We start from the raw sequence: 26,460 nt of genomic DNA on the forward strand, positions 1-26,460 counted from the left end.
CAGGTGACCAGCAGAGACGCCGCCGAACAGCACCTACGCGACCTCGCCCGGCTGCGCCGCGTCCGCGACCGCATCGACCGGGAGTACGCGCAGCCACTGGACGTCGAGGCACTCGCCCGGGGCGCCAACATGTCGGCCGGACACCTCAGCCGCCAGTTCCGGCAGGCCTACGGCGAGTCGCCGTACGCCTATCTCATGACCCGGCGCATCGAACGCGCCATGGCACTGCTGCGCCGCGGCGACCTCAGCGTCACCGAAGTCTGCTTCGCGGTCGGCTGCTCCTCGCTGGGCACCTTCAGCACCCGCTTCACCGAACTGGTCGGCGTGCCGCCGAGCACCTACCGCGCCCGGACAGCCCAGGCGACGGCGGAGATGCCACCGTGCATCGCGAAACAGGTGACCCGACCGATCAGGAATCGAGAAGCACGCCGCACGCGGCCGCAACTAGCCTGACCGGCATGGACATCACCATCCACTACGCCTTCCTCCCGCACACCGACGCGGACGCCGCCCTGAACTTCTACCGCGACACCCTCGGCTTCGAGGTCCGCAACGACGTCGGATACGACGGCATGCGCTGGCTCACCGTCGGCCCCGCCAACCAGCCCGGCACCTCCATCGTCCTGCACCCGCCGGCCGCCGAACCCGGCATCACCGACGACGAGCGCCGCACCATCCTCGAACTGATCGCCAAGGGCAGCTACGGCGCCGTCACCCTGGCCACCGACGACCTCGACGGCCTCTTCGACCGGCTGCAGGCCAGCGGCGCCGACGTCGTCCAGGAGCCGACCGAGCAGCCGTACGGCGTGCGCGACTGCGCCTTCCGCGACCCCACGGGCAACCTCATCCGCATCAACGAACTGCGCTGAACCCACCGGCGCACCCAGACACCGACCAGGCAACACCGCGACGCCGGCCCCCGCGCCACAGACGATGGAGACACGATGAGCACCGCCACGAGGACGGACACCCAGGCACCCGCGCACGTCGCCGACAGCCACGACCTGATCCGCGTGCAGGGCGCGCGCGTGAACAACCTCAAGGACGTCAGCGTCGAGATCCCCAAGCGCCGCCTGACGGTCTTCACCGGCGTCTCCGGCTCGGGCAAGAGCTCGCTGGTGTTCGGCACCATCGCCGCCGAGTCACAGCGGATGATCAACGAAACCTACAGCGCCTTCCTGCAGGGCTTCATGCCGTCGCTCACCCGACCGGAGGTCGACCTGCTGGAAGGGCTGACCACCGCGATCATCGTCGACCAGGAACGGATGGGCGCCAACCCCCGATCCACCGTCGGCACCGCCACCGACGCCAACGCCATGCTGCGCATCCTGTTCAGCCGCCTCGGCCAACCCCACATCGGCTCGCCCAACGCGTACTCCTTCAACATCCCCACCGTCCGGGCCAGCGGCGCGATCACCGTCGAGCGCGGCAACAAGACCAAGGCCGAGAAGGCGACGTTCCACCGCCTCGGCGGCATGTGCCCCCGCTGCGAGGGCATGGGCACCGTCAACGACATCGACCTGACCGCCCTCTACGACGCCAGCAAGTCACTCAACGAGGGCGCGCTCACCATCCCCGGCTACAGCATGGACGGCTGGTACGGCCGCATCTTCCGCGGCTGCGGCTACTTCGACCCCGACAAGCCGATCAGCAAGTTCACCAAGAAGGAACTGCACGACCTGCTCTACCGCGAACCCACCAAGATCAAAATCGACGGCATCAACCTGACCTACGTCGGAATCATCCCGCAGATCCAGAAGTCCTTCCTCGCCAAGGACGTCGACGCCCTCCAGCCCCACATCCGGGCCTTCGTCGAGCGGGCCGTGACCTTCCAGACCTGCCCGGACTGCGACGGAACCCGACTCAGCCCGGAAGCCCGCTCGTCGAAGATCAACGGCAAGAGCATCGCCGACGTCTGCGCCATGCAGATCAGCGACCTCGCCGAATGGGTACGCGACCTCGACGAACCCTCGGTGGCCCCCCTACTCAAGGGGCTGCAACACCTCCTCGACTCGTTCACCCAGATCGGCCTGGGCTACCTCTCACTCGACCGGCCCTCGGGCACCCTGTCCGGGGGAGAGGCACAACGCACCAAGATGATCCGCCACCTCGGCTCATCCCTCACCGACGTCACCTACGTCTTCGACGAGCCCACCATCGGCCTGCACCCCCACGACATCGAGCGGATGAACACCCTGCTGCTGCAACTACGCAACAAGGGCAACACCGTCCTCGTCGTCGAACACAAACCCGAAACCATCACCATCGCCGACCACGTCGTCGACCTCGGCCCCGGCGCCGGCACCCACGGCGGCACGGTCTGCTTCGAAGGCACCGTGGAAGAACTGCGGGACAGCGACACCGTCACCGGTCGCCACCTCGACGACCGGGCCGCCGTCAAGAAGACCGTACGCACGCCCACCGCCGCACTCGAGATCCGCGGCGCGACCGAACACAACCTGCGCGACGTCGACGTCGACATCCCGCTCGGCGTACTCTGCGCCATCACCGGCGTCGCCGGCTCCGGCAAGAGCTCACTGATCCACGGCTCCGTCGCCGGCCGCGACGGCGTCGTCGTCATCGACCAGGGCGCCATCCGCGGCTCACGACGGAGCAACCCGGCGACGTACACCGGCCTGCTCGACCCGATCCGCAAGGCGTTCGCGAAGGCCAACGGCGTCAAGCCCGCACTGTTCAGCGCCAACTCCGAAGGCGCCTGCCCCACCTGCAACGGCGCCGGCGTCATCTACACCGACCTCGGCGTCATGGCGACCGTCGAGACCATCTGCGAGGAATGCGGCGGCAAACGCTTCCAGGCGGCAGTCCTGGAGTACACGCTGGGCGACCGCAACATCGCCGAGGTGCTCGCCATGTCCGTCGCCGAGGCCGAGGAGTTCTTCGGCGCCGGCGACGCCCGCATCCCCGCCGCCCACACCATCCTGAACCGCCTCGCCGACGTCGGACTGGGCTACCTCAGCCTCGGCCAGCCACTCACCACGCTCTCCGGCGGCGAACGGCAACGCCTCAAGCTCGCCACCCACATGGCCGAGAAGGGCGGCGTCTACGTCCTCGACGAACCGACCACCGGCCTGCACCTCGCCGACGTCGAACAACTGCTCGCCCTGCTCGACCGCCTCGTCGACTCCGGCAAGTCGGTCATCGTCATCGAGCACCACCAGGCGGTCATGGCACACGCCGACTGGATCATCGACCTCGGCCCCGGCGCCGGCCACGACGGCGGCCGGATCGTCTTCGAGGGCACACCCGCCGACCTCGTCGCCACGCGCTCCACCCTCACCGGCGAGCACCTCGCGGCCTACGTCGGCACCTGACCGGAGGCGGCCCGGTCGGTACCGCGGCGGGTGCCCGGCGCTCGCCACGGTACCGACTCGGCCGCACGTTCCGGCGCACGGCAGGAAGACAGGCCAGGGGAGTGCGCCGTCGTGCCCCATCACGCAATGGGATGCGGCCATCATCCTGAGTTGCCATCGACACAGATCGACTGGATTGACTCATCGTGACCGCGCCGACACGGTGAGTCCACGAGACTGCGACTCTTCCTTACCGCCGCGTTCGCCGCCGCCGCCACGCTGGCGGCGCCCGCAGCCGCCCACGCCGGCCCCAACGACAACCTCAACGCCAGCGTCTCCGGAGTCTCCTCGCAGGCCGCCGGCACCTCCTTCTGCCTCTACAGCGACACCTACTTTCAGGGGCGGATGTCGTGATGTACGCATGCGGCGACTACGCGCTGTTCAACTGGAACGGGCACGGGTCCGTCGTCAACAACCAGACTCCGGGCACCTGGGCCGACCTGCTGGACCAGAACCGCAACCCGATCCACGGCTTCGCCTACCGGAGCGACGCCCCGTACGTGGACTTCGATCCGTACTGGTACGCCCAGCCGTGTTAGGGGAGTGCTGAGGCGCCCTGACTGCTCCGTGTGCGCCCGATTCAGGCGAGCACCAGCTTCTTCAGGCGAGCGCCAGCTTCGGCCGCGACGGCCCCGGACCGCCGCCCGCAGAACTCACCGGCTCGGGCGGCGGTCTTACGGTGGAGTCGACCGCAACGAGCCGAGTCCACTCAGGCGTAAAGAGCACTACGGGTCGGACCGCCATCACGACGGCGACCGCGCGGGCCCGCCACCGCGCAGGCATGCGTCGCCGATCGCCCAGAACCCCAACTTGTCGCCACGCGAGTCCATCCTTGGGCCGCCACCAGCGCGACGCTACAGGTTCGATAATTGACATTATGTCAAGTAGACCGGATCGGGCATTCCCTCGGCCCGCTCGGACGGCAGGTCGCCGAGGCGCCGTAGGTGCGCCTCCACCAGCGCGACCCGTGCCCGCACCGGCGCGGGCGGCACCGCGATCAGACGATGGCCGTGCGCCCGGTAGACCTCCACGTGCATGCGGGCGAATGCCAGCGACTCCGCGTAGCCGATCCGGCGGGCAGCGCTGGGCGTCACGAAGCCCAACGGCTCGACCAGGAACACCTGCCGCTGGTAGGCGCCGTCGCGGAGCACCCGCCGCACCTCTTCGGTGAGCACGCGCCCCGGCGGGCGTCCCAGGTACCGCGCGAGCGCCAGCGTGCACAGGGGCGACCGGTCGTGGACCTGCACCGACCCGTGCAATCCGTGCGCCTCGCGGCGCTCCCGCTGGAGCCCTGCCACCGCGTCGACGAAGCCCGCCTCCTGCCACGGTTCGGCCACTCCCCGCTCCTGCCCCGCCGCGATGACGTCGGTGGCCGCCTCGGCCACGACGTCCCATCCGCGCCAGCGCAGCGCGTCGGCGAGTGTCGTCTTGCCCGCCCCCGGCGCACCCGTCAGTACGTACCGCCGCATGCTCTCCCCCTTCCTCCACGGTTGGCTGCCAACCCGAAATTCATGCATAATATCCCTTATGCATGACAAACAGGACGAATCGGTACAGCGGCTAATCGAGGAGTTCCTGACGGCCCGCGCGACCCGCAAGCCCTCCCCCCACACGCTGGAGGCGTACCGGCGGGACCTGCGCGCCGTCGCCACGCTGGCGGCCGAGGAGAGCACCCCTCCCCTCCCCCTCGACGCGCTGCCCGTCGCCTCCCTCACCGCCCGCGTCATGCGCGCGGCATTCGCCCGGTTCGCCGCTCCCCGCGCGGCCGCGTCGGTGCACCGGGCGTGGTCCACCTGGAACAGTTTCTTCTCCTTCCTGGTCGCCGACGGGGTGGTCGCCGGCAACCCGATGCCGGCGGTCGGCCGCCCCCGGGCACCTCTCCCCCAGCCCAAGCCGCTACGCGGCGCGGACACCCCCGAGCAGTTGCTCGCCTCGGTGGCCCGGCAGGAGGGCCGGCAGCGCGACCCGTGGCCCGAACGCGACCTGGCGGTGCTGGCGTTGGCGCTCTGCGCGGGGTTGCGACTGTCGGAGCTGCTGGCGCTGCGGGTGGGGTCGTTGACGGGCCGCGCGGGCGAGCGGCGGGTCGACGTGGCGGGCAAGGGCGGGCGGCCGCGGGTGGTGCCGATCGAGCCGGAACTCGACGGGGTGCTGGTGGGCTACCTGGACAGCCGGGTGCGCCGGTTCGGATCGCGCACGGTGCGGCCGGACGCGCCGCTGCTGGTGGACCGGCAGGGTGAGCCGCTGCGTCGGGGTGGGTTGCAGTACCTGGTGGAGTCCTGCTACCGGCGGGCGGGCATCACCGACCGGGTGCCGCGTGGGGCGCGGTTGCACGCGCTGCGGCACACCTTCGCGACCCGGTTGGCGGAGGACGGGGCGAGTGCGGCGGAGATCATGCGGTTGCTGGGTCACGCGTCGTTGGCGTCGTCGCAGACGTACATCGAGGTGACGGCCGGGCAGCAGCGCGCGGCGGTGCGGTCCAACCGCACCAATCGGGCGTTGGCGGGGTTGGTGGCGGCGGAGGGCGACGCGCGGTCGTGAGGCGGTACGCGGCGGGCGTCGCGGTGCCGGCCGGCGGGCTCGTCGGACCGCGCGCCGATGGCCCGCGCGGGTGTCGGCGTGGCCGCCCGAGGGGCGGTCGGCCCGGCGTCGGGGTCCCCGACGCCGGGCCGGGGGCGGTCAGGCGTGGCCGGTGGCGCGGCGGGCGGCGTCGAGGGCGTTGCGGAAGAGCATGGCGACGGTGGTGGGGCCGACTCCGCCGACACGGGGGGTGATGGCGCCGGCGACGTCGGCGCAGGTCTCGGCGACGTCGGGTAGGAGGCGTCGGCCTTCGTAGCGGACGCCGCCGCCGATGACGACGGCGCCGGGGCGGACGTGTTCGGGTTGGATGATGCCGGGGACGCCGGCGGCGGCGATGAGGATGTCGGCGCGTCGGGTGTGGGTGGCCCAGTCGGGGACGCCGGTGTGCACGACGGTGACGGCGGCGTTGGCGGTGGGTCGCTTCTGGGTGAGCAGCAGGGCGAGGGGGCGGCCGAGGGTGGCGCCGCGGCCGAGGATGACGACGTCGCGGCCGGCGACGGGGATGTCGTGGAAGGCGAGCAGGGCTTCGATGCCGGCGGGTGTGCAGGGCAGGGGTCCGGGCAGGCCGAGGGCGAGGCGTCCCATGTTGAGCGGGTGCATGCCGTCGACGTCGAGGTCGGGGTCCATGGTCTGCAGGGCCCGGTCGTAGTCGAGGTGCGCGGGGATGGGGTGCTGGATGAGCAGGCCGTGCACGTCGGGTGCGGTGTTGAAGTCGGCGATGGCGCGGTGCAGGTCGGCCTGGGTGGCGGTGGCGGGCAGGTGTACGTGGGGTGAGGCGAAGCCGAGTTCGCTGGCCTGGCGTTGCTTGATGCGGATGTAGCCGGCGCTGGCGTCGTCGTCGCCGACGAGGATGGTGGCGAGGCCGGGGGTGGTGCCGGCGGCGCGCAGTGCGGTGACGCCGGCGGCGACGTCGGTGAGGATGCGTTCGGCGACGGGGGTGCCGGGCAGGAGTCGGGCGGTGGGCATGGTGCTCCTCTGCCGGCGGGGCCCAGGCGGTCGACCTCCGCGCGTGGAGCTCCCCGATGGTTTGGTGCCCATCCTCTGGCCGCCAGTCGCGTCTGGGTTCAGCTTGCCACAGGGGTCGGGTGCGGTGTGTCCCGGTGCGGTCGGGCTGGCGGGTCGGCGTACTGACTGTGGGTGTCCCGTTGGTCACTGGTTAGGGCTACCCTGTCGGCCTGTCCGTGTCGGGCGGTCGCCCGGGGTGTCGTGAATGGAGGCCATGGTGCCGGTGCAGGTCGGCGGGGATGGTGTGGCGTCGGGTCCGCGGTTGGGGGTGGAGGAGGAGTTCCTGCTGGTCGATCCGGTGAGTCGGTGTGTGGTGCCGGGTGCGGGTGCGGTGGTGGATCGGGCGGTGGCGCGGTTGGGTGCGCGGGTGTCGGGTGAGATCACGACGCTGCACGTGGAGACGAGGACGGATCCGACGTCGTCGGTGCGGGGGTTGTTGGCGCAGTTGGTGCAGGCTCGTCGGGTGGTGGCGGAGTGTGCGGCGGTCGACGGGTTGCGGATCGTGGCCACCGGTACGCCGGTGTTGCCGGGTGCGACGGCGCCGCCGGTGACGCGGGGGCCGCGGCAGGATCGGGGTACGGCGACGTTTCGGGGGTTGCACGACGAGTTGGCGATCTGTGCGTTGCACGTGCACGTGGAGTTGCCGGATCGGGAGCGGGCGTTGCTGGTGAGCAATCATCTGCGGGCGTATCTGCCGCTGTTGATCGCGTTGACGGCGAATTCGCCGTTCTGGGAGGGGCGGGATTCGGGTTATGCGAGTTGGCGGTCGATGATCTGGCCGCGGTGGCCGGTGGCGGGGCCGCCGCCGCGGTTCACGTCGCTGGCTCACTACGAGCGGGTGGTGGAGATGTTGTCGGCGGCGGGGGCGGTCGTGGATCCGGGGACGTTGTTCTGGGACATCCGGCCGTCGGTGACGCATCCGACGTTGGAGGTGCGGGTGTCGGACGTGCCGGTGTCGGCGCAGGAGTCGGCGTTGGTGGCGGCGTTGGTGCGGGCGTTGGTGGTGCGGGGGTTGGAGGCGGTGGATCGGGGTGATCACGGTCCGGAGGTTGCCGGGGAGTGGTTGCGGGCGGCGTACTGGCGGGCGGCGCGTGACGGGTTGGAGGGGTCGCTGCCGGAGGTCGGTTCGGGTCGGTTGCGTCCGGTGCGGGAGGTGTTGGGTGAGGTGGTGGGGTGGTTGGCGCCGGTGTTGCGGGCGTGTGGGGACGAGGCTCTGGTGCGGGGCTGGTCGGAGCGGTTGTTGGCGGTGGGTGGTGGTGCGGTGCGGCAGCGGGCGGCGGCGGGTCGTCGGGGTCGGTTGACGGATGTGGTGGATTTTCTGGTGGCGCAGACGGTGGTGGATGAGCGACTGCCGGTGTAGGTGGTGCGGGGTGGTCCGGTTCGTCCGGTCAGCGGTCGCGGTGCAGTTCGCGGGCGAAGTAGTCGCGCAGGGGTGTCACGTGGCGGTCGGGGCGGCGCCATTCGGCGAGCAGGTCTTCGAGCAGGTGGAGTTCGTCGACGAGGGTGTCGCCGTGGTAGCGGCGGATGACGGGGTGGATGAAGGCGCTTTCGGCGGCGCGGTCGGGTTGGGGGTGGCGTTCGATGGCGAAGACGTCGCCGTAGTCGTCGCGGCCCCAGCGCAGGCTGACGGTGTAGTAGTGCGGGTGGTCGTGGAAGCGGGCGCGGACGTGGTCTTCGGGCAGGTCGGTGTAGTGGCGTAGCTGTCCGTGGGGGTCGACGACGAGGGCGTCGCAGAGGAATTCGAACTGGGTCCACAGGGCGGAGCTCCAGTTGACCCGGTCGAGGACGAGGGTGGTGAGGGTGTCGGCGTCGCGGTCGACGGGGGTGTGTGGCAGGGGTACGCCGTCGTAGCGTTCGCGTAGCAGGGCGGTGAGGGTGCGCAGGTTGTAGCGGAATCCGTCGATGAAGGCGGAGGAGGCTTTCTTGAGGTCGCGGTCCTGGGCGAGGGTGCCGGCGAAGTAGAGGCCGTCGACGTTGGTGGACTGCCAGTCGCCGGTGGTGGTGGGCATGCGGCCGCTGGGGACCATGTCGGGTCGGCAGGTGGGGTCGAAGGGGGTGGTGTCCATGGTGAAGCCGGTGCAGCGCAGGAGGGTTTCGTATTCCATGACGGCGGTTTCGCCGTCGGCGTGGGTGTAGGTGAGGTGTACCTGGTAGCGGTTGTCGAGGGGGCGGATCTCGTCGATGACGCAGTCGAGGACGGAGTGCAGGGTCTTGAACTGGTAGCTGTCGAGGACGGCGCCGTGGTGGCCGCGGACGTCTCCGGGGTGTTTGGTGTTCCAGGCCAGGCGCAGTGGGCGGGGGCTGGCGAGGTGGATCATGGCGGCGTGGCCGAGGATCGCGGAGGCGGTTTCGAACGCGGAGTTGCCCTTGCCGAGGATGAGGACGCGGTGGCCGGCGTAGGCGGCGGGGTCGGTGTGCATGTCCTCGTAGCCGGTGGCGTGTTCGATGCCGGGGATGTCGGGGATGTTGGGTCGGCCCCAGCCGGTGGCGACGATGAGGCAGCGGCAGTGCAGGACGCGGTCGGGGGTGTGGACGAGGAAGCCGTCGTCGAGGCGTTCGATCCGGTCGGCGGGGGTGTCGAAGCGTACGGCGAGTTGGTGGTAGCGCTGGAAGTCGGTGAGGTAGCGCACCATGTCGTCGGCGTGGGGGAAGTATTCGCTGCTGTACTTGGCGAAGGGCAGGTCGGCTGGTTCGTGCAGCAGGGAGTTCCAGTCCCAGCGCAGGCGGATCTCGGGGTCGGTGCTGGTGGTGTGGACCTTGTTGAGGGAGATGAGCCGGCGGTGCCGGGGGAAGTGGCGGAAGAACTCGGCGGGTGCGGGGGCGCGTTCGAGGGTGACGTAGTCGCAGCCGGCCTGTTGGAGGTAGTAGCTGAGTTGGAGGCCGGCTGGTCCGGCTCCGATGATGACGTACCGGTGGTGTTCGGTGGTGGCGTCGTGGTGGCTCGTCGGGCCTGGGGTGGGTGCCGTCACGCCAGAGACCTTCGCCGATGCGGCGGGGTGGTGTCAACGCTGGGTGGGGTGATGGTGACGCCACCGGTGGTGAGGTGTCCTCTCCCCCGCCGGTGTGTCAGCCGAGGTCGACCAGGAGGGGGCGGTGGTCGGAGATGGTGGACACGGGGGTGTGCACGGCGGTGACGGGTGGCAGCTGGTCGAGGCCGTGGCGGTCGGCGAGGATGTGGTCGAGTTGGACGCGGGGTTGCCCGGCGGGGTAGGTGGGGCGGCGGCCGAGGGGGCGCCAGCCGGTGAGGAGTCGGGCGGGGCCGGCGGGCAGGTTGAGGTCGCCGAGGAGGATGCGCGGGGCGGGCAGGGTGCGTAGGGCGCGGACGGTCTGGCGGAGTTGGTGGGCGTTCCAGCCGGGGACGAAGGACAGGTGGGTGGCGGCGACGGTGATGCGGCCGTGTGGGGTGTCGAGGACGGCGGCGAGGACGACGCGGGGTTCGTCGCGCAGGAGGATGAGTCCGCCGCGGGGGCCGGGGACGTAGACGGGTGAGCGTACGGGGGCGGGGCGTAGTCGGGTTACCTGCCAGGTGTGGACGCGGTGGCGGGTGACGAGGCCGACGCCGTAGCAGGGTTCGCCGTGTCCGTCGTCGTCGTGGGTGAGGGGGCGGAACTGTTCGCCGGGGGTGCCGACGACGGCGGCGGCGAAGCGGTGTTCGTCGGCGTCGAGGGCGCGGGCGGCGATGGCGGTGAGGTCGAGTTTGCCGCTGCGGCTCTGGTCGCGGTCGACCTCTTGCAGGGCGAGGACGTCGGCGTCGAGGGCGGTGACGGCGGCGGTGAGCCGGTCGGGGTCGACGAGTCCGTCGGCGAGGGACCGGCCGTGCAGCAGGTTGAAGGTGGCCAGGCGCACGCTTGCACCCTACGTGGCCGTGGGAGGGTTGCCCGGTGTTGAAGGTGTTGTTGTGTTCGGTGCTGTTGTTCGTGGCGTTGGCGGCGGTGGGGGTGTGGCTGCGTCGGGCGCGGGGTCGGTGATGCGGTGGCGCCGGTGAGGCTGGCCACAGGGCGGGTCGTGGGGCGGGTGGTGGTGGGCAGAATGGCGGCCCGTGGATGTGGATCCCCTGTCGTTGACGACCCTGCTCGCCGCGGCCGCGATGGCCGGTTGGATCGACGCGGTGGTGGGTGGTGGTGGGCTGCTGTTGTTGCCGGCGTTGCTGGTGGCGGCCCCCGGGATGCCGGTGGCGTCGGCGTTGGGCACGAACAAGTTGACGGCGATCGCGGGTACGGCGACGGCGGCGGTGACGTACGCGCGGCGTACGAAGATCGACTGGGCGGTGGCGGGGCCGGCGGCGGGGTTGGCGATGTGTTGCGCGGGGGTGGGTGCGGCGTTGGCGGGGGCGGTGCCGGCGTCGGCGTACCGGCCGGTGGTGCTGGTGGTGCTGGTGTCGGTGGCGGCGTTCGTGGTGTTGCGGCCGCGGTTGGGGGTGGTGGCGCAGCCGCATCGGCGTACGCGGGTGCGGGTGGGTGTGGCGGTCGCGGTGGCCGGGGTGGGCATCGCGTTGTACGACGGGCTGGTGGGTCCGGGTACGGGGACGTTTCTGGTGGTGGCGTTCACGGCGCTGGTGGGGGCGGACTTCGTGCACGGCTCGGCGATGGCGAAGGTCGTGAACGTGGGCACGAACCTGGGGGCGTTGGCGGTGTTCGCGGCGACGGGGCATGTGTGGTGGTTGCTGGGGGCGGCGATGGCGGTGTGCAACATCGCCGGGGCGGCGTTGGGGGCGCGGATGGCGTTGCGGCGTGGTTCGGGTTTCGTGCGGGTGGTGCTGTTGGTGGTGGTGTTGGCGTTGGTCGGCAAGTTGGGTTTCGACCAGTGGGTGGCGGCCTGACGGGTCGCCACCCACTGGTCGTGGGTGGGTCAGGCGTGCCGGACGACGTCGGTGTAGTCGAGGCGGGGCAGGCGGGGGAACCAGGCGTTCTCGCCGGGGCGGCCGATGTTGACCACGAGCAGGGTCTTCCAGGTGGTGTCGGCGAAGAACTCGCGGTCGATGGCGGCGGCGTCGAAGCCGGCCATGGGTCCGGCGGCGAGGCCGGCGGCGCGTACGGCGAGCAGGTAGTAGCCGATCTGGAGGGTGGCGTTGAAGCGGGCCATGCGCTCGCGTGCCTCGGGGTTGCCGGCGAGGCTGTCGCGCATCTGGGGTCGGACGGGGAAGATCTGCGGGATGAACTCGTGGAAGTCGGTGTCGGCGGCGAGCACGGCGACCATGGGGGCGGTGGCGGTCTTGGCCTGGTTGCCTTCGTTCATGTGGGTGACCAGGCGGGTGCGGGCCTCGCCGGGGCGTACGTAGAGGATGCGCAGGGGCTGGGTGTTGGCGGCGGTGGGCGGGAACTTGGCGAGTTCGAAGATCGCCCGGAGTTGTTCGTCGGTGACCGGCTCGTCGGTGAAGGTGTTGGCGGTGCGGGCGTCGGTGAACAGCAGCGCCTGGGCCTCGGGGTCGAGGTTGATCAGGGGCGAGTGGACGTCGTTCATCGGGGCGTCTCCATCGAATCGGCTGGTCTGCTTCGCTAACGGTAGCAGCTAGGTTTTTAGTAGTCCCTTGTTCGGGGGATGTCCCCCGTATCCTGGGGTCATGACGGTCAGGCCGCAGGTGGGCGACACGCCCCGCACGTGTGACGGGGGCGTCGCCCGGGCCTTCGCGTTTCTCGGCAAGCGGTGGAACGGCATGCTCCTGAGCACCCTCGCCGACGGGCCGGCCGGGTTCGCGGAGCTGACCCGCGCCCTGCCCGGCATCAGCGAGTCGGTGCTGTCGGACCGGCTGGGCGAGCTCGTGCGGCTCGGGCTGGTCACCCGGACGGTCCGGCAGGGTCCCCCGGTGGGGGTGAGCTACGAGCTGACCGGGGCGGGCGCGGCACTGCTGCCGGTGCTCGAGGCGTTGGGCCGGTGGGCACACGAGAACCTTCCCGCCGAGCCGGAGACGGCCGCGCCGCCGGGCTGCTGAGGGGCGCCGGCGCCGGGCGGAGCGTTTCGCGCCGGGCGGATGTGTGATTATCGGCGGATGCCGGTGCGCGCCGAACACGACCGGACCGTCCTGGCCGCGCTGCTCGGGCGGGACCCGGTGCTGCACGCGTACCAGCTGGGTGACCTGGATGACTTCTTCTGGCCGTACACCTCCTGGTTCCGCCGCGACGAGGAGGTCGCGTTGCTCTACCACGGCGCGGACCCGCCCACGCTGCTGGCGTTCGCGGCCCCGTCACGGGTGGACCGGCTGGAGGCGCTGCTGCGTCAGCTCGCACCGGTGCTGCCGGCCCGCCTGTGGGCGCACCTGTCCCCCGGCCTGGAGCCGGGGCTGGCCGGGGCGTTCCGGATGGACGCGGCCGGCCCGCACCACCGCATGGCGCTGACCGATCCGGCGCGGCTGGACACGGTGGCCCCGGCGGGAACCGTGCTGGACGCCGCCGACCTGCCGGCGCTGCGCCGGCTGTACGACGTCGCCTACCCGGGCAACTGGTTCGACCCGCGGATGCTGGACACCGGCCAGTACGTGGGCGTGCGCGACGGCGGTGAGCTGGTGGCGGTCGCCGGGGTGCACGTGTTCTCCCCGGCGTACCGGGTGGCGGCGCTGGGCAACGTGAGCACCCATCCCAGGCTGCGCGGGCGGGGGCTGGCCGGCGCGGTGGTGGCCGCGCTGTGCCGGCGGCTGCGCGAGCACGTCACGCACGTCACGCTCAACGTCAAGGCGGACAACGCGGCGGCGTTGCGGCTCTACGGGCGGCTGGGCTTCACCCGGGTGGCCGACTACGGCGAGTACGCGCTGAGCGCCCACGGTCGGTGAGCGCCCGTGCCGGCCGGGTGCCGCGGGCGACGTCCCGGCCGGCGGCCCGCGCGTGCGCGGTGCGATCAACTGCGGGTTGGCCGCGTCGGCGCCGACCGCCGGGATGACGTTGTCTCAGCCGCGGCGGCTGGGTGAGTCGAAGCGGCCGGCGCGGATCTCCCGCAGCGCCCTGCGGCGGGTGTCGCCGCGCAGGGTGTCGACGTAGAGACGGCCGGCGAGGTGGTCGGTCTCGTGTTGCAGGGCGCGGGCGAGGAATCCGCTGCCCGAGATGGTCAGCGGCTCGCCGTGCTGGTCGAAGCCGTGGGCGGTGGCGTGCAGGGCGCGCGGCGTCGGGAAGTAGAGGCCGGGGATGGACAGGCAGCCCTCGTCGTCGTCCTGCAGTTCCTCCGACACCTCCAGCGTCGGGTTGACCAGGTGGCCGCGGTGCCCGTCGGCGTCGTAGACGAACACCTGGGCGTTGACGCCGATCTGGGGGGCCGCGACGCCGGCGCGGCCGGGGGCGCCGAGCAGGGTGTCCATCAGGTCGGTGACCAGGGCGCGAAGCTCGGCGTCGAAGCTGGTGACGGGCTCGCTGGGGGTGCGCAGCACGGGGTCACCGATGATCCTGATGGGGCGCATCGTCATGCCGGCAAGGTTATCGGTCGCCGGTGGTGCCGGCGGCGTCCGGGCGGGCGGCGACGAGGACCTCGATGCCGTCGAGGATGCGGGCCAGGCCGAACTCGAAGGCGCCGTGGGGGTCGGCGGCGGCCTGGTACTCCTGGCCGGCGGCGGTGCCGACGCGGGCGGCGAGGGGGTAGCGGCGCGGGTCGAGGGCCTTCTCCAGGTAGGGGGCGTGGGCCTGCCACCACTGTTGCTCGGTCATGCCGGTGCGCGCGGCGGCCTGGGCGGCCTCCACGGCGCTGCGTACGGCGCCGTGGACGTAGCCGGAGAGGAGGGTGACGACGGCGTCCATCTCCAGGTCGGTCAGGCCGATGCCGTCGACGGCACGCAGTTCGTACTCGTAGCGGGCGATGACGTTGGGGCCCAGCGGGGGGCGGGTGGTGGCGACCTGCAGCAGCCAGGGGTGGCGCAGGTAGAGCGCCCAGGTCTCGCGGGCGATGTGGGTGAGCCGGCCGCGCCAGCCGCCGGGCACGTCGTCGGGGCGGGCGGTCTCGCCGTAGACGGTGTCGAGCATGACGTCGAGCAGTTCGCCCTTGCCGGGGACGTAGGTGTAGAGGGACATGGTGCCCACGCCGAGCCGCTCGGCGACGCGGCGCATGGACAGGGCGGCGAGGCCCTCGGCGTCGGCCACGTCGATGGCGGCGCGCACGATGCGGTCCACGGACAGGTCGGGCCGGCCCTTGCGGCTGGTGCGTTCGCGGGTGCGCCAGAGCAGGGCGAGGCTGCGCGCGGGGTCGCCGGTGCCGCTGTACTCGGTCGTCATCCCGGCACTGTAGCGTGCGCCGTACCGTATGCTGTACGGTACGGCGTACGACACGAGTGGGACGGGGGCGCCGATGCACGACGACGGACCGGCCATCGAGGCCGAGGGCCTGCGCAAGCGCTACGGCGGCACCCAGGCCCTCGCCGGCCTGGACCTCGTGGTGCCCGCCGGCACCGTGTGCGGCCTGCTCGGCCCGAACGGGGCGGGCAAGACCACGGTGGTACGGGTGCTGAGCACCCTGCTGCGGCCCGACGCCGGCACGGCCCGGGTGGCCGGCGCCGACGTGCTGCGCCACCCGGAGCGGGTCCGCGCCCGCATCGGCCTGGTCGGCCAGCACGCCGCGCTCGACGAGGTGCTCAGCGGCCGGCAGAACCTGGTGCTGTTCGGCCGGCTGCACCACCTCGGGAGCGCGCGGGCCCGTGCCCGGGCCGCCGACCTGCTCGCCCGCTTCGACCTGAGCGACGCCGCCGACCGGCCGGTCGGCACGTACTCCGGCGGGATGCGCCGCCGCCTCGACCTCGCGGCGAGCCTGCTCCTCGACCCGCCGGTGCTCTTCCTCGACGAGCCCACCACCGGCCTCGACCCGCGCGCCCGCGCTCAGGTGTGGGACGCGGTGCGTCGGCTCGTCACCGACGGCACCACCGTGCTGCTGACCACGCAGTACCTGGAGGAGGCCGACCAGCTCGCCCACACCGTCCGGGTCGTCGACGCCGGCCGGGTGATCGCCGACGGCACCCCGGAGCAGCTGAAGTCCGCGCTCGGCGGCGACCGCGTCGAGGTCGTGCTGACCCGCGCCGACGACCTGGCGAAGGCGGTACGCGTCGTCGGCGCCGCCGTCACCGCGACCCCGCTCGTCGACGCGGCGGGCCTGCGCCTGAGCGTCCCCGTCACCGGGCGGGTGACTGCGCTGGCCGCCGTGCTGCGGGCCCTGGACGACGCCGGGCTGACGGCCGCCGACGTCGCGGTGCGCCGCCCCACCCTCGACGAGGTGTTCCTGCGGCTCACCGCCGACCACTGCCCCACCCGCCCCGACCGGGACAGGGTGGGCGCATGAGCACGACGGGCGTGCACCCCGCGCCGCGCCGCCTGCGCTGGGCCGTCGCCGACGGCGTCACCCTCACCGGCCGGGCGCTGGCGCACTGGCGGCGCCAACCCGGGCAGTTCGTCGTCGGGCTGCTCTTCCCGGTGCTGATGGTGCTGATGTTCGGCTACCTGTTCGGCGGCGCGATGAGCGTGCCCGGCGGCGGCGACTACCGCGAGTTCCTGCTGCCCGGCATGTTCGCCATGACGGTGCTCTTCGGCATCGAGTCGACGTACGCGGCCGTGGCCACCGACACCGCGCGCGGCGTCACCGACCGGTTCCGGTCGCTGCCGATGACGTCCTCGGCGGTGCTCACCGGCCGCGCCGCCGCCGATCTGCTGCACTGCGCCGCCGGCCTGGCCGTCATGCTCGCCTGCGGCGTCGCCGTCGGCTGGCAGTGGCGGGCCGGGGCCCCGGCGGCGCTGGCCGCCGTCGGGCTGCTCCTGCTGCTGCGCTTCGCCCTGATCTGGGTCGGCATCCACCTGGCGCTGGTGCTGCGCAGACCCGAGTCGGTGGTGATGCTGCAGATCCTGGTCTGGCCGGTCGGGTTCACCTCCAACGCGTTCGTCTCCCCCGACACCATGCCCGGCTGGCTCGCCACGATCGCCGGGTGGAACCCGCTGTCGGCGACCGCCGGGGCCTGCCGGCAACTGTTCGGCAACCCCGGCTGGGGCGGCGAGTCGTTCGCCGCGCAGCACGCCGTCGTGCTCGCCGTGGCGTGGCCGCTGCTGCTGATCGCCGTGTTCGGGCCCCTGGCGGTACGCCGGTACCGCAGGCTCGGCCGGTGACCCCTGCCGCCGACCCCCGGGACGAACGCCACCGGCTTTCGCCACGCCCCCGCGCCCGCCGAGGACCGACCACCCACCCGGAAGGACGCCCGTGACGATCGGCTTCCACGCCGTCACGTTCACCCTCGCCGACCCGCCCCGCGCCGGGACGCTGCTCGTCTGGTCCCCCGACGGCGACGCCCCGCCCGACGGACCCGGCGACGCCGTGCGGGTGACCCTGGCGACGCCGCCGGCCGGGCACCCGGCGCCGGTTCCCGCCCGGCGGATGAGCGTCGCCGCCGGCGTACCGCTGCTGCTGGCCGGGCAGGCCACGGACCCGGCGGCGGCGTTCTGGGCCGCGGCGGCCCGCGAGGCCCTGCACCTGGCCGCCCGTGGCCTGCTGCTGCCCGCGGTGACCCCCGCCGGGTACGACACCTGGCAGGTCGGGCCCCTCACCGCCGACGACGAGGCCCGCCAGGCGCGCCTGGCCGCTGCGATGCCCGCCACCGCGCGCGCCACGCCGGTACCCGGGCGCACCCCGCCGTGGCTGCCCGACCCGACGCGGCTGCTGCGCGACTTCCTCGACGCGGTCGCCGACACCCTGCCGCGCGACGACGCGGCCGGCGGGGCATGGTCGGCGCTGCCACCCACCCCGGTCGGGCGGCTACGCGACTGGGCCGCCCGGGTCGCCGCCGACGCCGACGCGGCGGTACGACTGTCGCTGCGCCTGGAGCACCGAGACACCACGGACGAACCGTGGCGGCTGGTGGCGCAGGTGCACCGCCGTGCCACGCCGGGGTTGCTCACCGACACCGCCGCGCTGTGGGGCGCCCCGGTCCCCGGATTCCCACCCTGGTCCCGCGACGCCACCCTGCTGGCCCTACGCCACGCCGCGCGGGTGTGGCCGCCCCTGGCGCGACTGCTCGACACGGCGGTGCCCGACGCGCTCACGCTGACCGACGCGCAGGTCGTCGAGCTGGCCACCGGCGAGGCGGCCCGGCTCGGTGTCGACGGCGTCGACGTGCACTGGCCGGCCGGAATCGATCGCGGCCTCACCGCCTCGGCGGTGCTGCGCGCCCCGGCCCGCCGCGCCGGCGGCGCCGGGCTGCTCGCCGAGCCGGGCGAGTTGGCGCTGCACTGGCGGCTGGACCTGCACGGCACTCCCCTCACCCCCGCCGAGCTGGCCCGGCTCGCCGACGCGCACCGGCCCGTGGTGCGACTGCGCGAGCGGTGGGTCCTGGTGCCTGCGGAACTGGCCCGTCGCGCCCGCGAACCGCGCGCCGGGTCGCTGGCCGCGATGCCCGCCCTGCGTGCGGCGTTGACCGGCGCGACGTACGTCGATGGCGAACGCGTCGACGTGCACGCCGAGGGCTGGCTGGCCGAGGCCGCCCGGCGGCTCACCGACGGCGACGCCATGCCCCCGGTGGACGTACCGGCCGCGCTGGCCGCGACCCTGCGCGACTACCAGCGCCACGGGCTGCGCTGGCTGGCCGGGCTGACCGCCCTCGGCCTCGGCGGCTGCCTCGCCGACGACATGGGGCTGGGCAAGACCGTCACGCTGATCGCCCTGCACCTGCACCGCCAGGGCGACCCGGCCACCGCCGGCGCGACCCTGGTGCTGTGCCCGGCGTCGCTGCTGGGCAACTGGGAACGGGAGATCCGACGCTTCGCCCCCGGCACCGACGTACGCCGCTTCCACGGCCCCGAGCGCACCCTCGACGGGCTCGACGACGGGTTCGTGCTCACCACCTGGGCCACTCTGCGCCGCGACGCCGCCCGGCTCGCCGCCCGACGGTGGGCGCTGCTCGTCGCCGACGAGGCCCAACACGTCAAGAACCCGCACTCGGACTCACCACCTGGGCCACTCTGCGCCGCGACGCCGCCCGGCTCGCCGCCCGACGGTGGGCGCTGCTCGTCGCCGACGAGGCCCAACACGTCAAGAACCCGCACTCGGAGACCGTCACGGCACTACGCACGATCCCCGCCACCGCCCGGGTCGCCCTGACCGGCACTCCCGTGGAGAACGACCTCACCGACCTGTGGGCGATCCTGGACTGGACCACTCCCGGGCTGCTCGGCACCCTCGGCGAGTTCCGGGCCCGCTGGGTCAAGCCGGTGCAGACCGACCGCGACCCCGAGGCGGGGCGGGACCTGGCCCGTCTCGTCGGGCCGTTCCTGTTGCGCCGGCGCAAGAGCGACCCCGGCGTCGCCCCCGAGTTGCCGGCCAAGACCGAGACCGACCAGCCGGTCGCGCTCACCGCCGAACAGGCCGCCCTCTACCAGGCGTGCGTCGCCGAACTGCTCGACACGATCGCCGGCGCCGACGGTCTCGCCCGGCACGGGCTGGTGGTCAAGCTGCTCACCGCGCTCAAGCAGATCTGCAACCATCCCGCCCAGTACCTGCGGGAGAGCGCGCCGCGGCTGGCCGGCCGCTCCGGCAAGCTGGACCTGCTCGACGAACTGCTCGAGGCGATCCTGCCCGCCGGCGGCGCGGTGCTGGTCTTCACCCAGTACGTGGCGATGGCTCGGCTGCTGCACCGGCACCTGAGCGACCGGGGCGTCGGGGCGCTGCTGCTGCACGGCGGGCTGCCCGTCGCCGCCCGCGACGACCTGGTCCGCCGCTTCGACGCCGGCGAGGCGCCGGTGTTCCTGCTGTCGCTGCGCGCCGCCGGCACCGGCCTGAACCTCACCCGCGCCGACCACGTCGTGCACTACGACCGGTGGTGGAATCCGGCCGTGGAGGACCAGGCCACCGACCGGGCGTACCGGATCGGGCAGACCCGGCCCGTGCAGGTGCACCGGCTCATCGCCGAGGGCACCGTCGAGGACCGCGTCGCCGCGCTGCTCGCCGGCAAGCGGGATCTCGCCGAGGCCGTCCTCGACGCCGGGCCGGCGGCACTTGCCGCGCTCAGCGACACCGCACTGGCCGATCTGGTGACCCTCGGAGGCGACCGATGACTCCGCGCGGCTTTCCCGCCTTCCCGCCCGGCCGGGCGCGGCGGTCCCGTAGCTGGTGGGGCACGGCCTGGAACCGGGCATGGGAGGCCGACGCCCTGGACGCCCGGCCGCTGCGCGCCGGGCGTCGGCTGGCCGCCGCCGGGCACGTCGGTGCGATCACCGTCAGCCCCGGCCGGCTCGCCGCGGCCGTGCACGACGGCGACACCGAGCAGGCGTACGCCACCCGGGTGCGCGTCGCGACCCTGGCCGACGACGACTGGGACCGGCTGGCTGGCGAGGTGGCCGCCCGCGCCGGGCACCAGGCGGCGCTGCTGGCCGGGCAGCTGCCCCGGGACCTGGCCGAGGTGACCGGGGTGCCGCTGCTACCGGGGCTGGGCGAGGTCGCCCCGGAGTGCGACTGCCCGGAATGGGACCACCCGTGCCGGCATGCCGCCGCGCTGTGCCACCAGGTGTCCTGGCTGCTGGACGCCGACCCGGCCCTGCTGCTGCTGGTCCGGGGCCGCGACGCCCGCACGCTCGTGCCGGCCGCCGCGCCCCACGGCGAGGTGCCGGCACCGGCGACCGCCGCCGTGCGGGCCGCCGAGGCGGGCACGGCCGCCGCCGAGGCGTACGCCCGGGCGGTGCCGCCGCTGCCGCCCGGGCCCGAACCGGTGCCGGGCGCGCCCACGCTGCCGCTGCTGCCGCCCGCCCCCGACGTGGACGTCGACGCGCTGCGTGCGGCGGTGGCCGTGGCGGCCGGCCGGGCGGCGGCCCTGCTGAAGCCACGATGAGGTCCCAGCAGCTGCTCCGCGCCGCGTCGCCGTCATGCGCCGGCCCGGCGGGCGCGGGGCGGGGCCGTCAGGGCGGCGGCAGGCCCGCGTCGGCGATGCGTTGACGCAACGGCCGCCGGCGCAGCGCGGCGAGCACCTCGTGCAGCAGGTCGGCCAGCGGCACCGCCAGCTCCGCGTCCAGCTCGCGGATCGCGGCGGTCGTCGCCGCCCACTCCGCCTCGATCAGCGGTTGCAGCTCACGGGCGCGGCCGCTCAGGCGCACGATGCGCTGCCGGGCGTCCGCCCCGGGGGTCAGCTCGACCAGGCTGGCACGGGCCATCTGCGCGACGGTCTGGCTGGCCGCCGAGTGGGTGACCCCGACCCGGCGGGCCAGGTCGCGGATGGGCAGCGGACCGTCGGCGAGCAGCACCCGCAGCGGCGGTGAGAACCGGGGCCGGTAGTCGGCCAGGTCCCGTTCGGCGTAGACCGCGGCGACGTCGCCGTCGAGCACGTCGAGGACGTGCCGTAGCAGCGTCCCCAGGGCCTCACGTTCCGGCGCGTCACTCACCCCGCTAATGTAACAGCGCTGTTGCATCTGACTGGTGAGAGGGAGGAGTGGGTGATGGCCGAGCGATATCCCCTGGTCGAGCCGTACGCGCACGGGATGCTCGACGTGGGTGACGGTCAACGCGTGTACTGGGAGACCTGCGGCAACCCTGACGGCAAGCCCGCCGTGGTGCTGCACGGCGGGCCCGGCTCCGGCTGCTCGCCCGGCTGGCGGACGCTGTTCGACCCGGCCCGCTACCGGGTGACGCTGTTCGACCAGCGCGGCTGCGAACGCAGCACCCCGCACGCCGCCGACCCGGGCGTGGACCTGTCCACCAACACCACCGAGCACCTGATCGCCGACATCGAACTGCTGCGCGAACACCTCGGCGTGCGCCGCTGGCTGGTGCTCGGCGCCTCCTGGGGCTCCTGCCTCGCCCTGGCGTACGCGCAGCGGCACCCGGAGCGGGTCAGTGAGCTGGTGCTGTTCAGCGTGACCGCCGGCACCCGGCGGGAGATCGAGTGGATCACCCGGGACATGGGGCGGGTCTTCCCGGCCGAGTGGGCGCGTTTCCGCGACGGGGTGCCGCCGGCCGAGCGCGACGGCGACCTGGCCGACGCGTACGCCCGGCTGCTGGCCGACGCGGACCCGGCGGTGCGCGCGCGGGCGGCGCGGCAGTGGTGCGCGTGGGAGGACACCCACGTCGGCACCGTCCCCGGGCACCGGCCCGACCCCCGCTACGACGACCCGGTGTTCCGGATGGCGTTCGCCCGGCTGGTCACCCACTACTGGCGGCACGGGTGCTTCCTGCCCGAGGGGCAGCTGCTGCGCGAGGCGGGGCGGCTGGCCGGCATTCCCGGCGTGCTGCTGCACGGCAGGCTCGACATCAGCAGTCCGCCGGACGTGCCGTGGCAGCTGGCGCAGGCCTGGCCCGACGCCCGGCTGGAGCTGCTGGAGGACGCCGGGCACGGGGCGGGCAACGGCATGGCGCAGCGGGTCGTGGCGGCGTTGGACGACTTCGCCGCGCGCCGCTGACGAGTCGACGCCGCTACGCCACGGCCTCCTTGCCGTCGCGCACCACGAACTCGCCGGCGGCGGTGGCCCCGAAACCGGTCCGGCGCAGGGTGAGCGCGACGGCCCCCGCACCGCCGCCGGCCACCGTCGAGTCGGTGATCCGGTAGGACGCCGGGGCCGCGCCGTCGGCGAACAGTCGCTTGCCCTCGCCGACGACGACGGGGAACTGCAGCAGCCGGTAGGTGTCGACGAGCCCCGCGTCGTGCAGGGCGCGCGCCAGCTGCCAGCTGCCGTGCACCTGGAGTTCGCCGCCCGGCTGCTCCCTGAGCCGCCGCACCCGCGCGACGATGTCGCCGCCGCGCAGCACGGTGGTCTTCCCCCAGGCCGCGTCGGCGTCGGAGAGGGTGTTGCTGACGACGTACTTCGACCCCGTGTTGAGGGCGGTGGCCACCAGGTTGTCGGGGTCGGTGACCTGCGGCCAGTAGCCGCGCATCATCTCGAAGGTGCGGCGTCCCAGCAGGAAGGCGTCGGCCTGCCGGAACCACCCGTCCACGACGTCGAGCTGACCGTCGCCGCTGTGCGGCACGAGCCAGCCCCCGCGCGTGAAGCCGTTGCTGGTGTCCTCCTCGGCCCCACCCGGGCCCTGCATGACGCCGTCGAGGCTGACGAAGGTGTGGACGCTGATCTGCATGCGGTGTCTCCCTGGCAGGGGCCTGCGGGACGCGCAGGCTGCGGATGCGGTGTGTTCCTCCGGCGAAGCACCGCCCACCCGAAGCCTGCCGCCGACGACAGGAACTGTCAAGACAAAAAATGTTGTCGGCAGGGCGCGACAGGACCCCCGGGAGGGCAGCCGCGCCGGCTACGGCACCATCCAGGACAGCACGGGCGTCGCCTGCAACCCGACCAGCACACACATCAGGGCGAGCAGCAGCACGCTCGGACCGAACATCCGCCGGAACAGGTCGCCCTCCCGGCCGGTGAGTCCGACCGCCGCGGCCGCGATCGTGAGGTTCTGCAGGCTGATCATCTTGCCGAGCGTGCCGCCGGAGGCGTTGGCCGCGGCCAACAGGACCGGATCGAGGCCGGCCCGCTGCGCCGCAGCCACCTGGAGCGCGCCGAACAGGGAGTTGGACGACGTGTCCGAGCCGGTCAGAGCGACACCGAGCCAGCCGAGGACCGGCGCCAGCACGGCGAAGAGGCCGCCCGCGCCGGCCATCCAGACGCCCAGCGTGGCGACCTGCCCGGCGGCGTTCATGGTGAACGACAGCGCCAGCAGCCCGACCACCGTCAGCACGGCCCACCGCAACTCGAACAGGGTGCGCCCGTAGAGCCCGACGGCCTCGCGCGGCGCCACCCGCAGCAGCGCCACCGTGATCAGGCCGGCCACCAGCAGCAACGACCCGGGCGCGGCGAGCCAGGCGAACCGGAACGTCGTCAGGGGCGACGGGTCACCGGACGCGGTGACGACGTGCAGTCCGGGCCAGGAGACCGCGAGCGTGCCGGCGTCGAGCAGCCGCTTGACGACCGGCACCTGGGAGATGGCGAACACCACCACGATCGTCAGGTACGGCGCGTACGCCCGCCACCGCGACCCCGCCGGCGCCGGCGCGTCGGGCTCCGGCGGCCCCCCGCCGACCGGCACGGCAGCCGTGCGGCGCACCACGTCGCGGCGGACGACGAGCAGCAGGACGCCCATCCCCGCGAACGCGGCGGTGATGTCGGCCAGGGCGGCCGACAGCCAGTTCGCCGTGGCGAACTGGGCCACCGCGAACGCGCCGCCGCACGCCAGCGCCGGACGCCACAGTTCGCGTACGCCGCGCCGGCCGTCGGCGGCGGCGAGCACGACCAGCGGGACGACGACCGCGACCACCGGCACCTGCCGGCCGGCCATCATGCCCAGTTCCGTGGCGGGCAGCCCGGTCACGCCGGCCAGCGTGGTGATCGGCAGGCCGAGCGGTCCGAAGGCCGCCGGCACCGTGTTGCCGACCAACGCCACGGCGGCCGCGCGCAGCGGGGTGAAGCCGAGGGCCAGCAGCATGACCGTGGTGACGGCGACCGGCGTGCCCTGCCCGGCCAGGGCCTCGAGCAGCGAGCCGAAGCAGAACGCGATCACCATGGCCTGCACGCGGCGGTCGTCGCTGACCCGGGCGAAACCCTGCCGCAGCGTGTCGAAGTGCCCCGTGTGCACGGTCAGGCGGTGGATCCAGATCGCCGTACCGAACGTCCAGGCGAGCGGGAAGAGGGCGAAGGTGGCGCCCTGGGCGGCGGCCAGCAGCGTCTGCGGCAGCGGCATCCGCCACAGCCCCCAGGCCAGTACGACCGCCACGGACAACGCGCCGAACGCCGCCACCCAGGCCCGCGTACGCACCACTCCGAGCAGCACGAACAGGGTCAGCAGCGGCAGCGCGGCGCAGGCGGCGCTGAGCGCGAGCGACCCGCCGACGGGTTGCAGGGGTTGCTGGTACATCGGGACCGCCTCGGCTGCCGACGCCCTGGCCCGGGTGGCGGGCAGTACGGCTCATCTCATCCGACGCGGCCGGCGCGACGCCTCTTCCACCGTGCGCAGACCGCAGCGCCGGTGCATGCGGGACCGGCGCGGTGACGGCCGGGGCCCGGCGCGCGGCCCCTCAGCCGCCGGCGAGCGCGGTGATGGCCGGGTCCCGGCCCGCGCCGCTCAGCCGCCGGCGAGCGCGGCGCGCACCGGGGCGGCCTTCGCGGCGGCCTCGGCGACCTCGGCGTCGGGATCGCTGCCCCACGTGATGCCCCCACCGGCCCACACGTGCACCCGCTCGGCGTCCACGGCGGCGGTGCGGATGGTCAGGCCCAGGTCGATGCGGCCCGGGGCGACCCAGCCGAGCGCGCCCATGCTGGCACCCCGGCCGACCGGCTCCAGCGCGGCGACGTGGTCCAGGGCGGCGCGCTTCGGTGCGCCGGTGACCGAGCCGCCGGGGCAGACCGCGCGCAGCAGGTCCGCCAGGCCGAGCCCGTCGGCGACCGCCGCGGACACCGTGGACTCCGCCTGCCACAGGTCGCACCACCGGCGTACGGCGAACAGCTCGTCGACGCGCACGCTGCCGGTGCGGGCGACGCGGGCCAGGTCGTTGCGTTCCAGGTCGACGATCATCACGTGCTCGGCGCGTTCCTTGGCCGAGGCGAGCAACTCGGCGCGGCCGGCGGCGGTGGCCGGCCGCGTGCCCTTGATCGGCCTGGTGATCAACCGGCCGTCGGCCAGCTCCACCAGGGTCTCGGGGCTGGCGCAGCCGATCGCCCAGCCCGCCCCGGCGAGGGTGCCGCCGTAGCGGGCGCCGGGCAGCGTGGCGAGCCGGCGCAGGGCCGGCAGCGGGTCGCCGGTGTAGCGGGCGGCGGCGTGGCCGACGAGGTTGACCTGGTAGACGTCGCCGCGGCCGATCGCCGCGCGGACCGCCGTCACGGCGTCGGCGTGCTGGCGGGGCGTCCAGCTCTCGGCCCAGTCGCCGCGCCACCAGTGCGTGTCGGGTGCCGCGGTGGGTCGCGGTGCGGCCGGTGCGTGGCCGTAGACGACCACGGCTACCTCCGGCAGCGCGGGGACGGGGTTGGCCGCGCCGGTGGGCGCGCCGACGAGGGCCGCGCCGGCGGCGGCGGAGACGTAGAGGGCGGCCCCGCACACCCCGGCCGGGTCGTGGCGCCCGGCGGGGCGGGCCAGCTCGTGCAGCGGCAGGCCATGCGCGGCGAGGAACTCCTCGGCCCGCACCGCCGGGTCCCCGCCGTCGGCGGGCCGCCACTGCCACCGGGCCCGCTCGACGAGCGTACGGCGGCAGCGGGCCGGCGCCCCCGGTGTATCGACCCCTAGCCCTGGGAGCGTTTCCACGCCGTCCGGCCCATCATCCCTCATCCGTTCAGTGGATTTCGGAGAAACCACGCGCATACGTGCTCGATGTTGGCCGGTTTTGCTTGGTACTGTGCGTCACTGGTCATGTGAACCATGACACAGTGCCCCCACAGTCCGGAGATCCCGATGTGCCAGCACCAACCCACCTGCCCCTCCGCCGAAGCGACCGACCGGGAAGCCGCCCGAGTCCTCGCCTGCTTCCCTGAGCAGGGCTGGAGCCTGCTCTGCAACGGTGTCATCGTCTTCGAGGACACCGGCGAACTCCTCCCCGACGGCAGCAGCATCGCCCCGCACCGCGGCCCGGCCCGACACGCCCTCGTCGCCTGAACTTCACGCT

The 26,460-nt window shown here is 73.5% G+C and carries 27 protein-coding genes and 1 pseudogene; 17 read left to right on the forward strand and 11 right to left on the reverse strand.

All coding sequences use genetic code 11. From position 1 onward, the window contains the following. Positions 1-3: 3 nt before the first annotated feature. The 4 genes from DER29_RS17695 (at position 4) to DER29_RS17710 (ending at position 3,910) form a co-directional block, all read left to right on the forward strand. Complete coding sequence (locus DER29_RS17695) at positions 4-453, forward strand: helix-turn-helix transcriptional regulator (RefSeq protein ID WP_121398333.1); 450 nt, start codon at positions 4-6, stop codon at positions 451-453. Positions 454-458: 5 nt separating this feature from the next. After that, positions 459-869, forward strand: a complete 411-nt coding sequence (locus DER29_RS17700) for a VOC family protein (RefSeq protein ID WP_121398334.1) — start codon at positions 459-461, stop codon at positions 867-869. 75 nt (positions 870-944) lie between these two features. Continuing rightward, entirely contained in the window at positions 945-3,332 is a 2,388-nt protein-coding gene (locus DER29_RS17705; RefSeq protein WP_121398335.1) for an excinuclease ABC subunit UvrA, read from the forward strand. A gap of 392 nt (positions 3,333-3,724) precedes the next feature. Further along, positions 3,725-3,910 carry a hypothetical protein gene (locus tag DER29_RS17710; RefSeq protein WP_121398336.1) on the forward strand — a complete coding sequence of 62 codons (186 nt, stop codon included), beginning with the start codon at positions 3,725-3,727 and terminating at the stop codon, positions 3,908-3,910. A gap of 336 nt (positions 3,911-4,246) precedes the next feature. On the opposite strand, the gene DER29_RS17715 is transcribed toward DER29_RS17710, so the two are convergent. Next, a complete protein-coding gene (locus tag DER29_RS17715) occupies positions 4,247-4,840 on the reverse strand; it encodes an AAA family ATPase (RefSeq protein WP_121398337.1) in 594 nt (197 codons plus the stop codon). Positions 4,841-4,898: 58 nt separating this feature from the next. Here DER29_RS17715 and DER29_RS17720 point away from each other — a divergent pair, with 58 nt between their 5' ends. Then, on the forward strand, positions 4,899-5,909 hold the full coding sequence (locus tag DER29_RS17720; protein WP_121398338.1) for a tyrosine-type recombinase/integrase: 1,011 nt from the start codon (positions 4,899-4,901) through the stop codon (positions 5,907-5,909). 138 nt (positions 5,910-6,047) lie between these two features. Here the strand turns inward: DER29_RS17720 and DER29_RS17725 are convergent, their stop codons facing one another. Beyond that, positions 6,048-6,914 carry a bifunctional 5,10-methylenetetrahydrofolate dehydrogenase/5,10-methenyltetrahydrofolate cyclohydrolase gene (locus DER29_RS17725; protein WP_121398339.1) on the reverse strand — a complete coding sequence of 289 codons (867 nt, stop codon included), beginning with the start codon at positions 6,912-6,914 and terminating at the stop codon, positions 6,048-6,050. Positions 6,915-7,158: 244 nt separating this feature from the next. Between DER29_RS17725 and DER29_RS17730 the strand changes: the two genes are divergently transcribed. Continuing rightward, positions 7,159-8,313, forward strand: coding sequence for a glutamate--cysteine ligase (locus DER29_RS17730; protein WP_233599887.1), 1,155 nt, complete (start codon positions 7,159-7,161; stop codon positions 8,311-8,313). A gap of 28 nt (positions 8,314-8,341) precedes the next feature. Here the strand turns inward: DER29_RS17730 and DER29_RS17735 are convergent, their stop codons facing one another. Continuing rightward, positions 8,342-9,922, reverse strand: coding sequence for an NAD(P)-binding domain-containing protein (locus DER29_RS17735; protein ID WP_121398340.1), 1,581 nt, complete (start codon positions 9,920-9,922; stop codon positions 8,342-8,344). Positions 9,923-10,019: 97 nt separating this feature from the next. After that, positions 10,020-10,799 (reverse strand): endonuclease/exonuclease/phosphatase family protein, encoded by a 780-nt coding sequence (locus DER29_RS17740; protein WP_121398341.1) that lies wholly within the window; start codon positions 10,797-10,799, stop codon positions 10,020-10,022. A 199-nt stretch (positions 10,800-10,998) separates the two neighbouring features. On the opposite strand from DER29_RS17740, the gene DER29_RS17745 reads away from it, so the two are divergent. Continuing rightward, the gene (locus DER29_RS17745; protein ID WP_370040308.1) at positions 10,999-11,772 is read left to right on the forward strand and encodes a sulfite exporter TauE/SafE family protein; all 774 of its coding nucleotides are present in this window, start codon (positions 10,999-11,001) and stop codon (positions 11,770-11,772) included. A 29-nt stretch (positions 11,773-11,801) separates the two neighbouring features. On the opposite strand, the gene DER29_RS17750 is transcribed toward DER29_RS17745, so the two are convergent. Next, positions 11,802-12,413 carry a malonic semialdehyde reductase gene (locus tag DER29_RS17750; RefSeq protein ID WP_121398342.1) on the reverse strand — a complete coding sequence of 204 codons (612 nt, stop codon included), beginning with the start codon at positions 12,411-12,413 and terminating at the stop codon, positions 11,802-11,804. 100 nt (positions 12,414-12,513) lie between these two features. Between DER29_RS17750 and DER29_RS17755 the strand changes: the two genes are divergently transcribed. Further along, positions 12,514-12,882: a helix-turn-helix domain-containing protein gene (locus DER29_RS17755; protein ID WP_121398343.1), complete on the forward strand. Its 369-nt coding sequence runs from the start codon at positions 12,514-12,516 to the stop codon at positions 12,880-12,882. Between the two features lie 57 nt (positions 12,883-12,939). Continuing rightward, positions 12,940-13,716, forward strand: a complete 777-nt coding sequence (locus DER29_RS36105) for a GNAT family N-acetyltransferase (RefSeq protein ID WP_121398344.1) — start codon at positions 12,940-12,942, stop codon at positions 13,714-13,716. A gap of 114 nt (positions 13,717-13,830) precedes the next feature. On the opposite strand, the gene def is transcribed toward DER29_RS36105, so the two are convergent. Together def and DER29_RS17770 are read right to left on the reverse strand one after the other, a co-directional pair. Beyond that, positions 13,831-14,340 (reverse strand): peptide deformylase, encoded by a 510-nt coding sequence (def, locus tag DER29_RS17765; RefSeq protein ID WP_121398345.1) that lies wholly within the window; start codon positions 14,338-14,340, stop codon positions 13,831-13,833. A 10-nt stretch (positions 14,341-14,350) separates the two neighbouring features. Continuing rightward, positions 14,351-15,139, reverse strand: coding sequence for a TetR/AcrR family transcriptional regulator (locus DER29_RS17770; protein WP_121398346.1), 789 nt, complete (start codon positions 15,137-15,139; stop codon positions 14,351-14,353). Between the two features lie 73 nt (positions 15,140-15,212). On the opposite strand from DER29_RS17770, the gene DER29_RS17775 reads away from it, so the two are divergent. The 6 genes and pseudogenes from DER29_RS17775 (at position 15,213) to DER29_RS17795 (ending at position 20,715) form a co-directional block, all read left to right on the forward strand. Then, entirely contained in the window at positions 15,213-16,193 is a 981-nt protein-coding gene (locus DER29_RS17775; protein ID WP_121398347.1) for an ATP-binding cassette domain-containing protein, read from the forward strand. Next, positions 16,190-17,008, forward strand: a complete 819-nt coding sequence (locus DER29_RS17780; protein ID WP_121398348.1) for an ABC transporter permease — start codon at positions 16,190-16,192, stop codon at positions 17,006-17,008. The genes DER29_RS17775 and DER29_RS17780 overlap by 4 nt, the downstream gene beginning before the upstream one ends. A 475-nt stretch (positions 17,009-17,483) precedes the next feature. After that, positions 17,484-18,992, forward strand: coding sequence for an SNF2-related protein (locus tag DER29_RS17785; RefSeq protein ID WP_370040310.1), 1,509 nt, complete (start codon positions 17,484-17,486; stop codon positions 18,990-18,992). Then, positions 18,893-19,321: pseudogene (locus DER29_RS36295) on the forward strand (SNF2-related protein); the annotation flags it as partial. The gene DER29_RS17785 and the pseudogene DER29_RS36295, both read left to right, overlap by 100 nt. A 159-nt stretch (positions 19,322-19,480) precedes the next feature. After that, positions 19,481-19,945, forward strand: coding sequence for a DEAD/DEAH box helicase (locus DER29_RS36300; protein WP_370040312.1), 465 nt, complete (start codon positions 19,481-19,483; stop codon positions 19,943-19,945). Beyond that, positions 19,942-20,715 carry an SWIM zinc finger family protein gene (locus DER29_RS17795; protein ID WP_121398349.1) on the forward strand — a complete coding sequence of 258 codons (774 nt, stop codon included), beginning with the start codon at positions 19,942-19,944 and terminating at the stop codon, positions 20,713-20,715. The genes DER29_RS36300 and DER29_RS17795 overlap by 4 nt, the downstream gene beginning before the upstream one ends. A 67-nt stretch (positions 20,716-20,782) precedes the next feature. On the opposite strand, the gene DER29_RS17800 is transcribed toward DER29_RS17795, so the two are convergent. Next, a complete protein-coding gene (locus tag DER29_RS17800; protein ID WP_199729342.1) occupies positions 20,783-21,262 on the reverse strand; it encodes a helix-turn-helix domain-containing protein in 480 nt (159 codons plus the stop codon). A 54-nt stretch (positions 21,263-21,316) separates the two neighbouring features. Between DER29_RS17800 and pip the strand changes: the two genes are divergently transcribed. Next, positions 21,317-22,276 carry a prolyl aminopeptidase gene (gene pip / locus DER29_RS17805; RefSeq protein ID WP_121398351.1) on the forward strand — a complete coding sequence of 320 codons (960 nt, stop codon included), beginning with the start codon at positions 21,317-21,319 and terminating at the stop codon, positions 22,274-22,276. 13 nt (positions 22,277-22,289) lie between these two features. On the opposite strand, the gene DER29_RS17810 is transcribed toward pip, so the two are convergent. The 3 genes from DER29_RS17810 to DER29_RS17820 all read right to left on the reverse strand — a co-directional run bounded on the left by DER29_RS17810 (position 22,290) and on the right by DER29_RS17820 (position 26,126). After that, positions 22,290-22,946: a dihydrofolate reductase family protein gene (locus tag DER29_RS17810; protein ID WP_121398352.1), complete on the reverse strand. Its 657-nt coding sequence runs from the start codon at positions 22,944-22,946 to the stop codon at positions 22,290-22,292. Positions 22,947-23,114: 168 nt separating this feature from the next. Next, the gene (locus DER29_RS17815; RefSeq protein WP_121398353.1) at positions 23,115-24,722 is read right to left on the reverse strand and encodes an L-lactate permease; all 1,608 of its coding nucleotides are present in this window, start codon (positions 24,720-24,722) and stop codon (positions 23,115-23,117) included. Between the two features lie 207 nt (positions 24,723-24,929). Continuing rightward, a complete protein-coding gene (locus tag DER29_RS17820; RefSeq protein ID WP_370040129.1) occupies positions 24,930-26,126 on the reverse strand; it encodes a chorismate-binding protein in 1,197 nt (398 codons plus the stop codon). Between the two features lie 123 nt (positions 26,127-26,249). On the opposite strand from DER29_RS17820, the gene DER29_RS17825 reads away from it, so the two are divergent. Continuing rightward, complete coding sequence (locus tag DER29_RS17825; RefSeq protein WP_089000314.1) at positions 26,250-26,450, forward strand: DUF5999 family protein; 201 nt, start codon at positions 26,250-26,252, stop codon at positions 26,448-26,450. Positions 26,451-26,460 lie beyond the last annotated feature (10 nt).

The sequence above is a fragment of the Micromonospora sp. M71_S20 genome (assembly GCF_003664255.1).
GTDB lineage: Bacteria > Actinomycetota > Actinomycetes > Mycobacteriales > Micromonosporaceae > Micromonospora.

What these genes read in the sequence shown, in the direction of transcription:
- DER29_RS17700 (WP_121398334.1), top strand. Translation starts at nt 459, where the DNA reads ATGGACATCACCATCCACTACGCCTTCCTCCCGCACACCGACGCGGAC.
- DER29_RS17705 (WP_121398335.1), top strand. Translation starts at nt 945, where the DNA reads ATGAGCACCGCCACGAGGACGGACACCCAGGCACCCGCGCACGTCGCC.
- DER29_RS17710 (WP_121398336.1), top strand. Translation starts at nt 3,725, where the DNA reads ATGTACGCATGCGGCGACTACGCGCTGTTCAACTGGAACGGGCACGGG.
- DER29_RS17715 (WP_121398337.1), bottom strand. Translation starts at nt 4,840, where the DNA reads ATGCGGCGGTACGTACTGACGGGTGCGCCGGGGGCGGGCAAGACGACA.
- DER29_RS17720 (WP_121398338.1), top strand. Translation starts at nt 4,899, where the DNA reads ATGCATGACAAACAGGACGAATCGGTACAGCGGCTAATCGAGGAGTTC.
- DER29_RS17725 (WP_121398339.1), bottom strand. Translation starts at nt 6,914, where the DNA reads ATGCCCACCGCCCGACTCCTGCCCGGCACCCCCGTCGCCGAACGCATC.
- DER29_RS17730 (WP_233599887.1), top strand. Translation starts at nt 7,159, where the DNA reads ATGGAGGCCATGGTGCCGGTGCAGGTCGGCGGGGATGGTGTGGCGTCG.
- DER29_RS17750 (WP_121398342.1), bottom strand. Translation starts at nt 12,413, where the DNA reads ATGAACGACGTCCACTCGCCCCTGATCAACCTCGACCCCGAGGCCCAG.
- DER29_RS17755 (WP_121398343.1), top strand. Translation starts at nt 12,514, where the DNA reads ATGACGGTCAGGCCGCAGGTGGGCGACACGCCCCGCACGTGTGACGGG.
- DER29_RS36105 (WP_121398344.1), top strand. Translation starts at nt 12,940, where the DNA reads ATGCCGGTGCGCGCCGAACACGACCGGACCGTCCTGGCCGCGCTGCTC.
- def (WP_121398345.1), bottom strand. Translation starts at nt 14,340, where the DNA reads ATGACGATGCGCCCCATCAGGATCATCGGTGACCCCGTGCTGCGCACC.
- DER29_RS17770 (WP_121398346.1), bottom strand. Translation starts at nt 15,139, where the DNA reads ATGACGACCGAGTACAGCGGCACCGGCGACCCCGCGCGCAGCCTCGCC.
- DER29_RS17775 (WP_121398347.1), top strand. Translation starts at nt 15,213, where the DNA reads ATGCACGACGACGGACCGGCCATCGAGGCCGAGGGCCTGCGCAAGCGC.
- DER29_RS17780 (WP_121398348.1), top strand. Translation starts at nt 16,190, where the DNA reads ATGAGCACGACGGGCGTGCACCCCGCGCCGCGCCGCCTGCGCTGGGCC.
- DER29_RS17785 (WP_370040310.1), top strand. Translation starts at nt 17,484, where the DNA reads ATGCCCGCCACCGCGCGCGCCACGCCGGTACCCGGGCGCACCCCGCCG.
- DER29_RS17795 (WP_121398349.1), top strand. Translation starts at nt 19,942, where the DNA reads ATGACTCCGCGCGGCTTTCCCGCCTTCCCGCCCGGCCGGGCGCGGCGG.
- pip (WP_121398351.1), top strand. Translation starts at nt 21,317, where the DNA reads ATGGCCGAGCGATATCCCCTGGTCGAGCCGTACGCGCACGGGATGCTC.
- DER29_RS17810 (WP_121398352.1), bottom strand. Translation starts at nt 22,946, where the DNA reads ATGCAGATCAGCGTCCACACCTTCGTCAGCCTCGACGGCGTCATGCAG.
- DER29_RS17815 (WP_121398353.1), bottom strand. Translation starts at nt 24,722, where the DNA reads ATGTACCAGCAACCCCTGCAACCCGTCGGCGGGTCGCTCGCGCTCAGC.
- DER29_RS17820 (WP_370040129.1), bottom strand. Translation starts at nt 26,126, where the DNA reads ATGAGGGATGATGGGCCGGACGGCGTGGAAACGCTCCCAGGGCTAGGG.
- DER29_RS17825 (WP_089000314.1), top strand. Translation starts at nt 26,250, where the DNA reads ATGTGCCAGCACCAACCCACCTGCCCCTCCGCCGAAGCGACCGACCGG.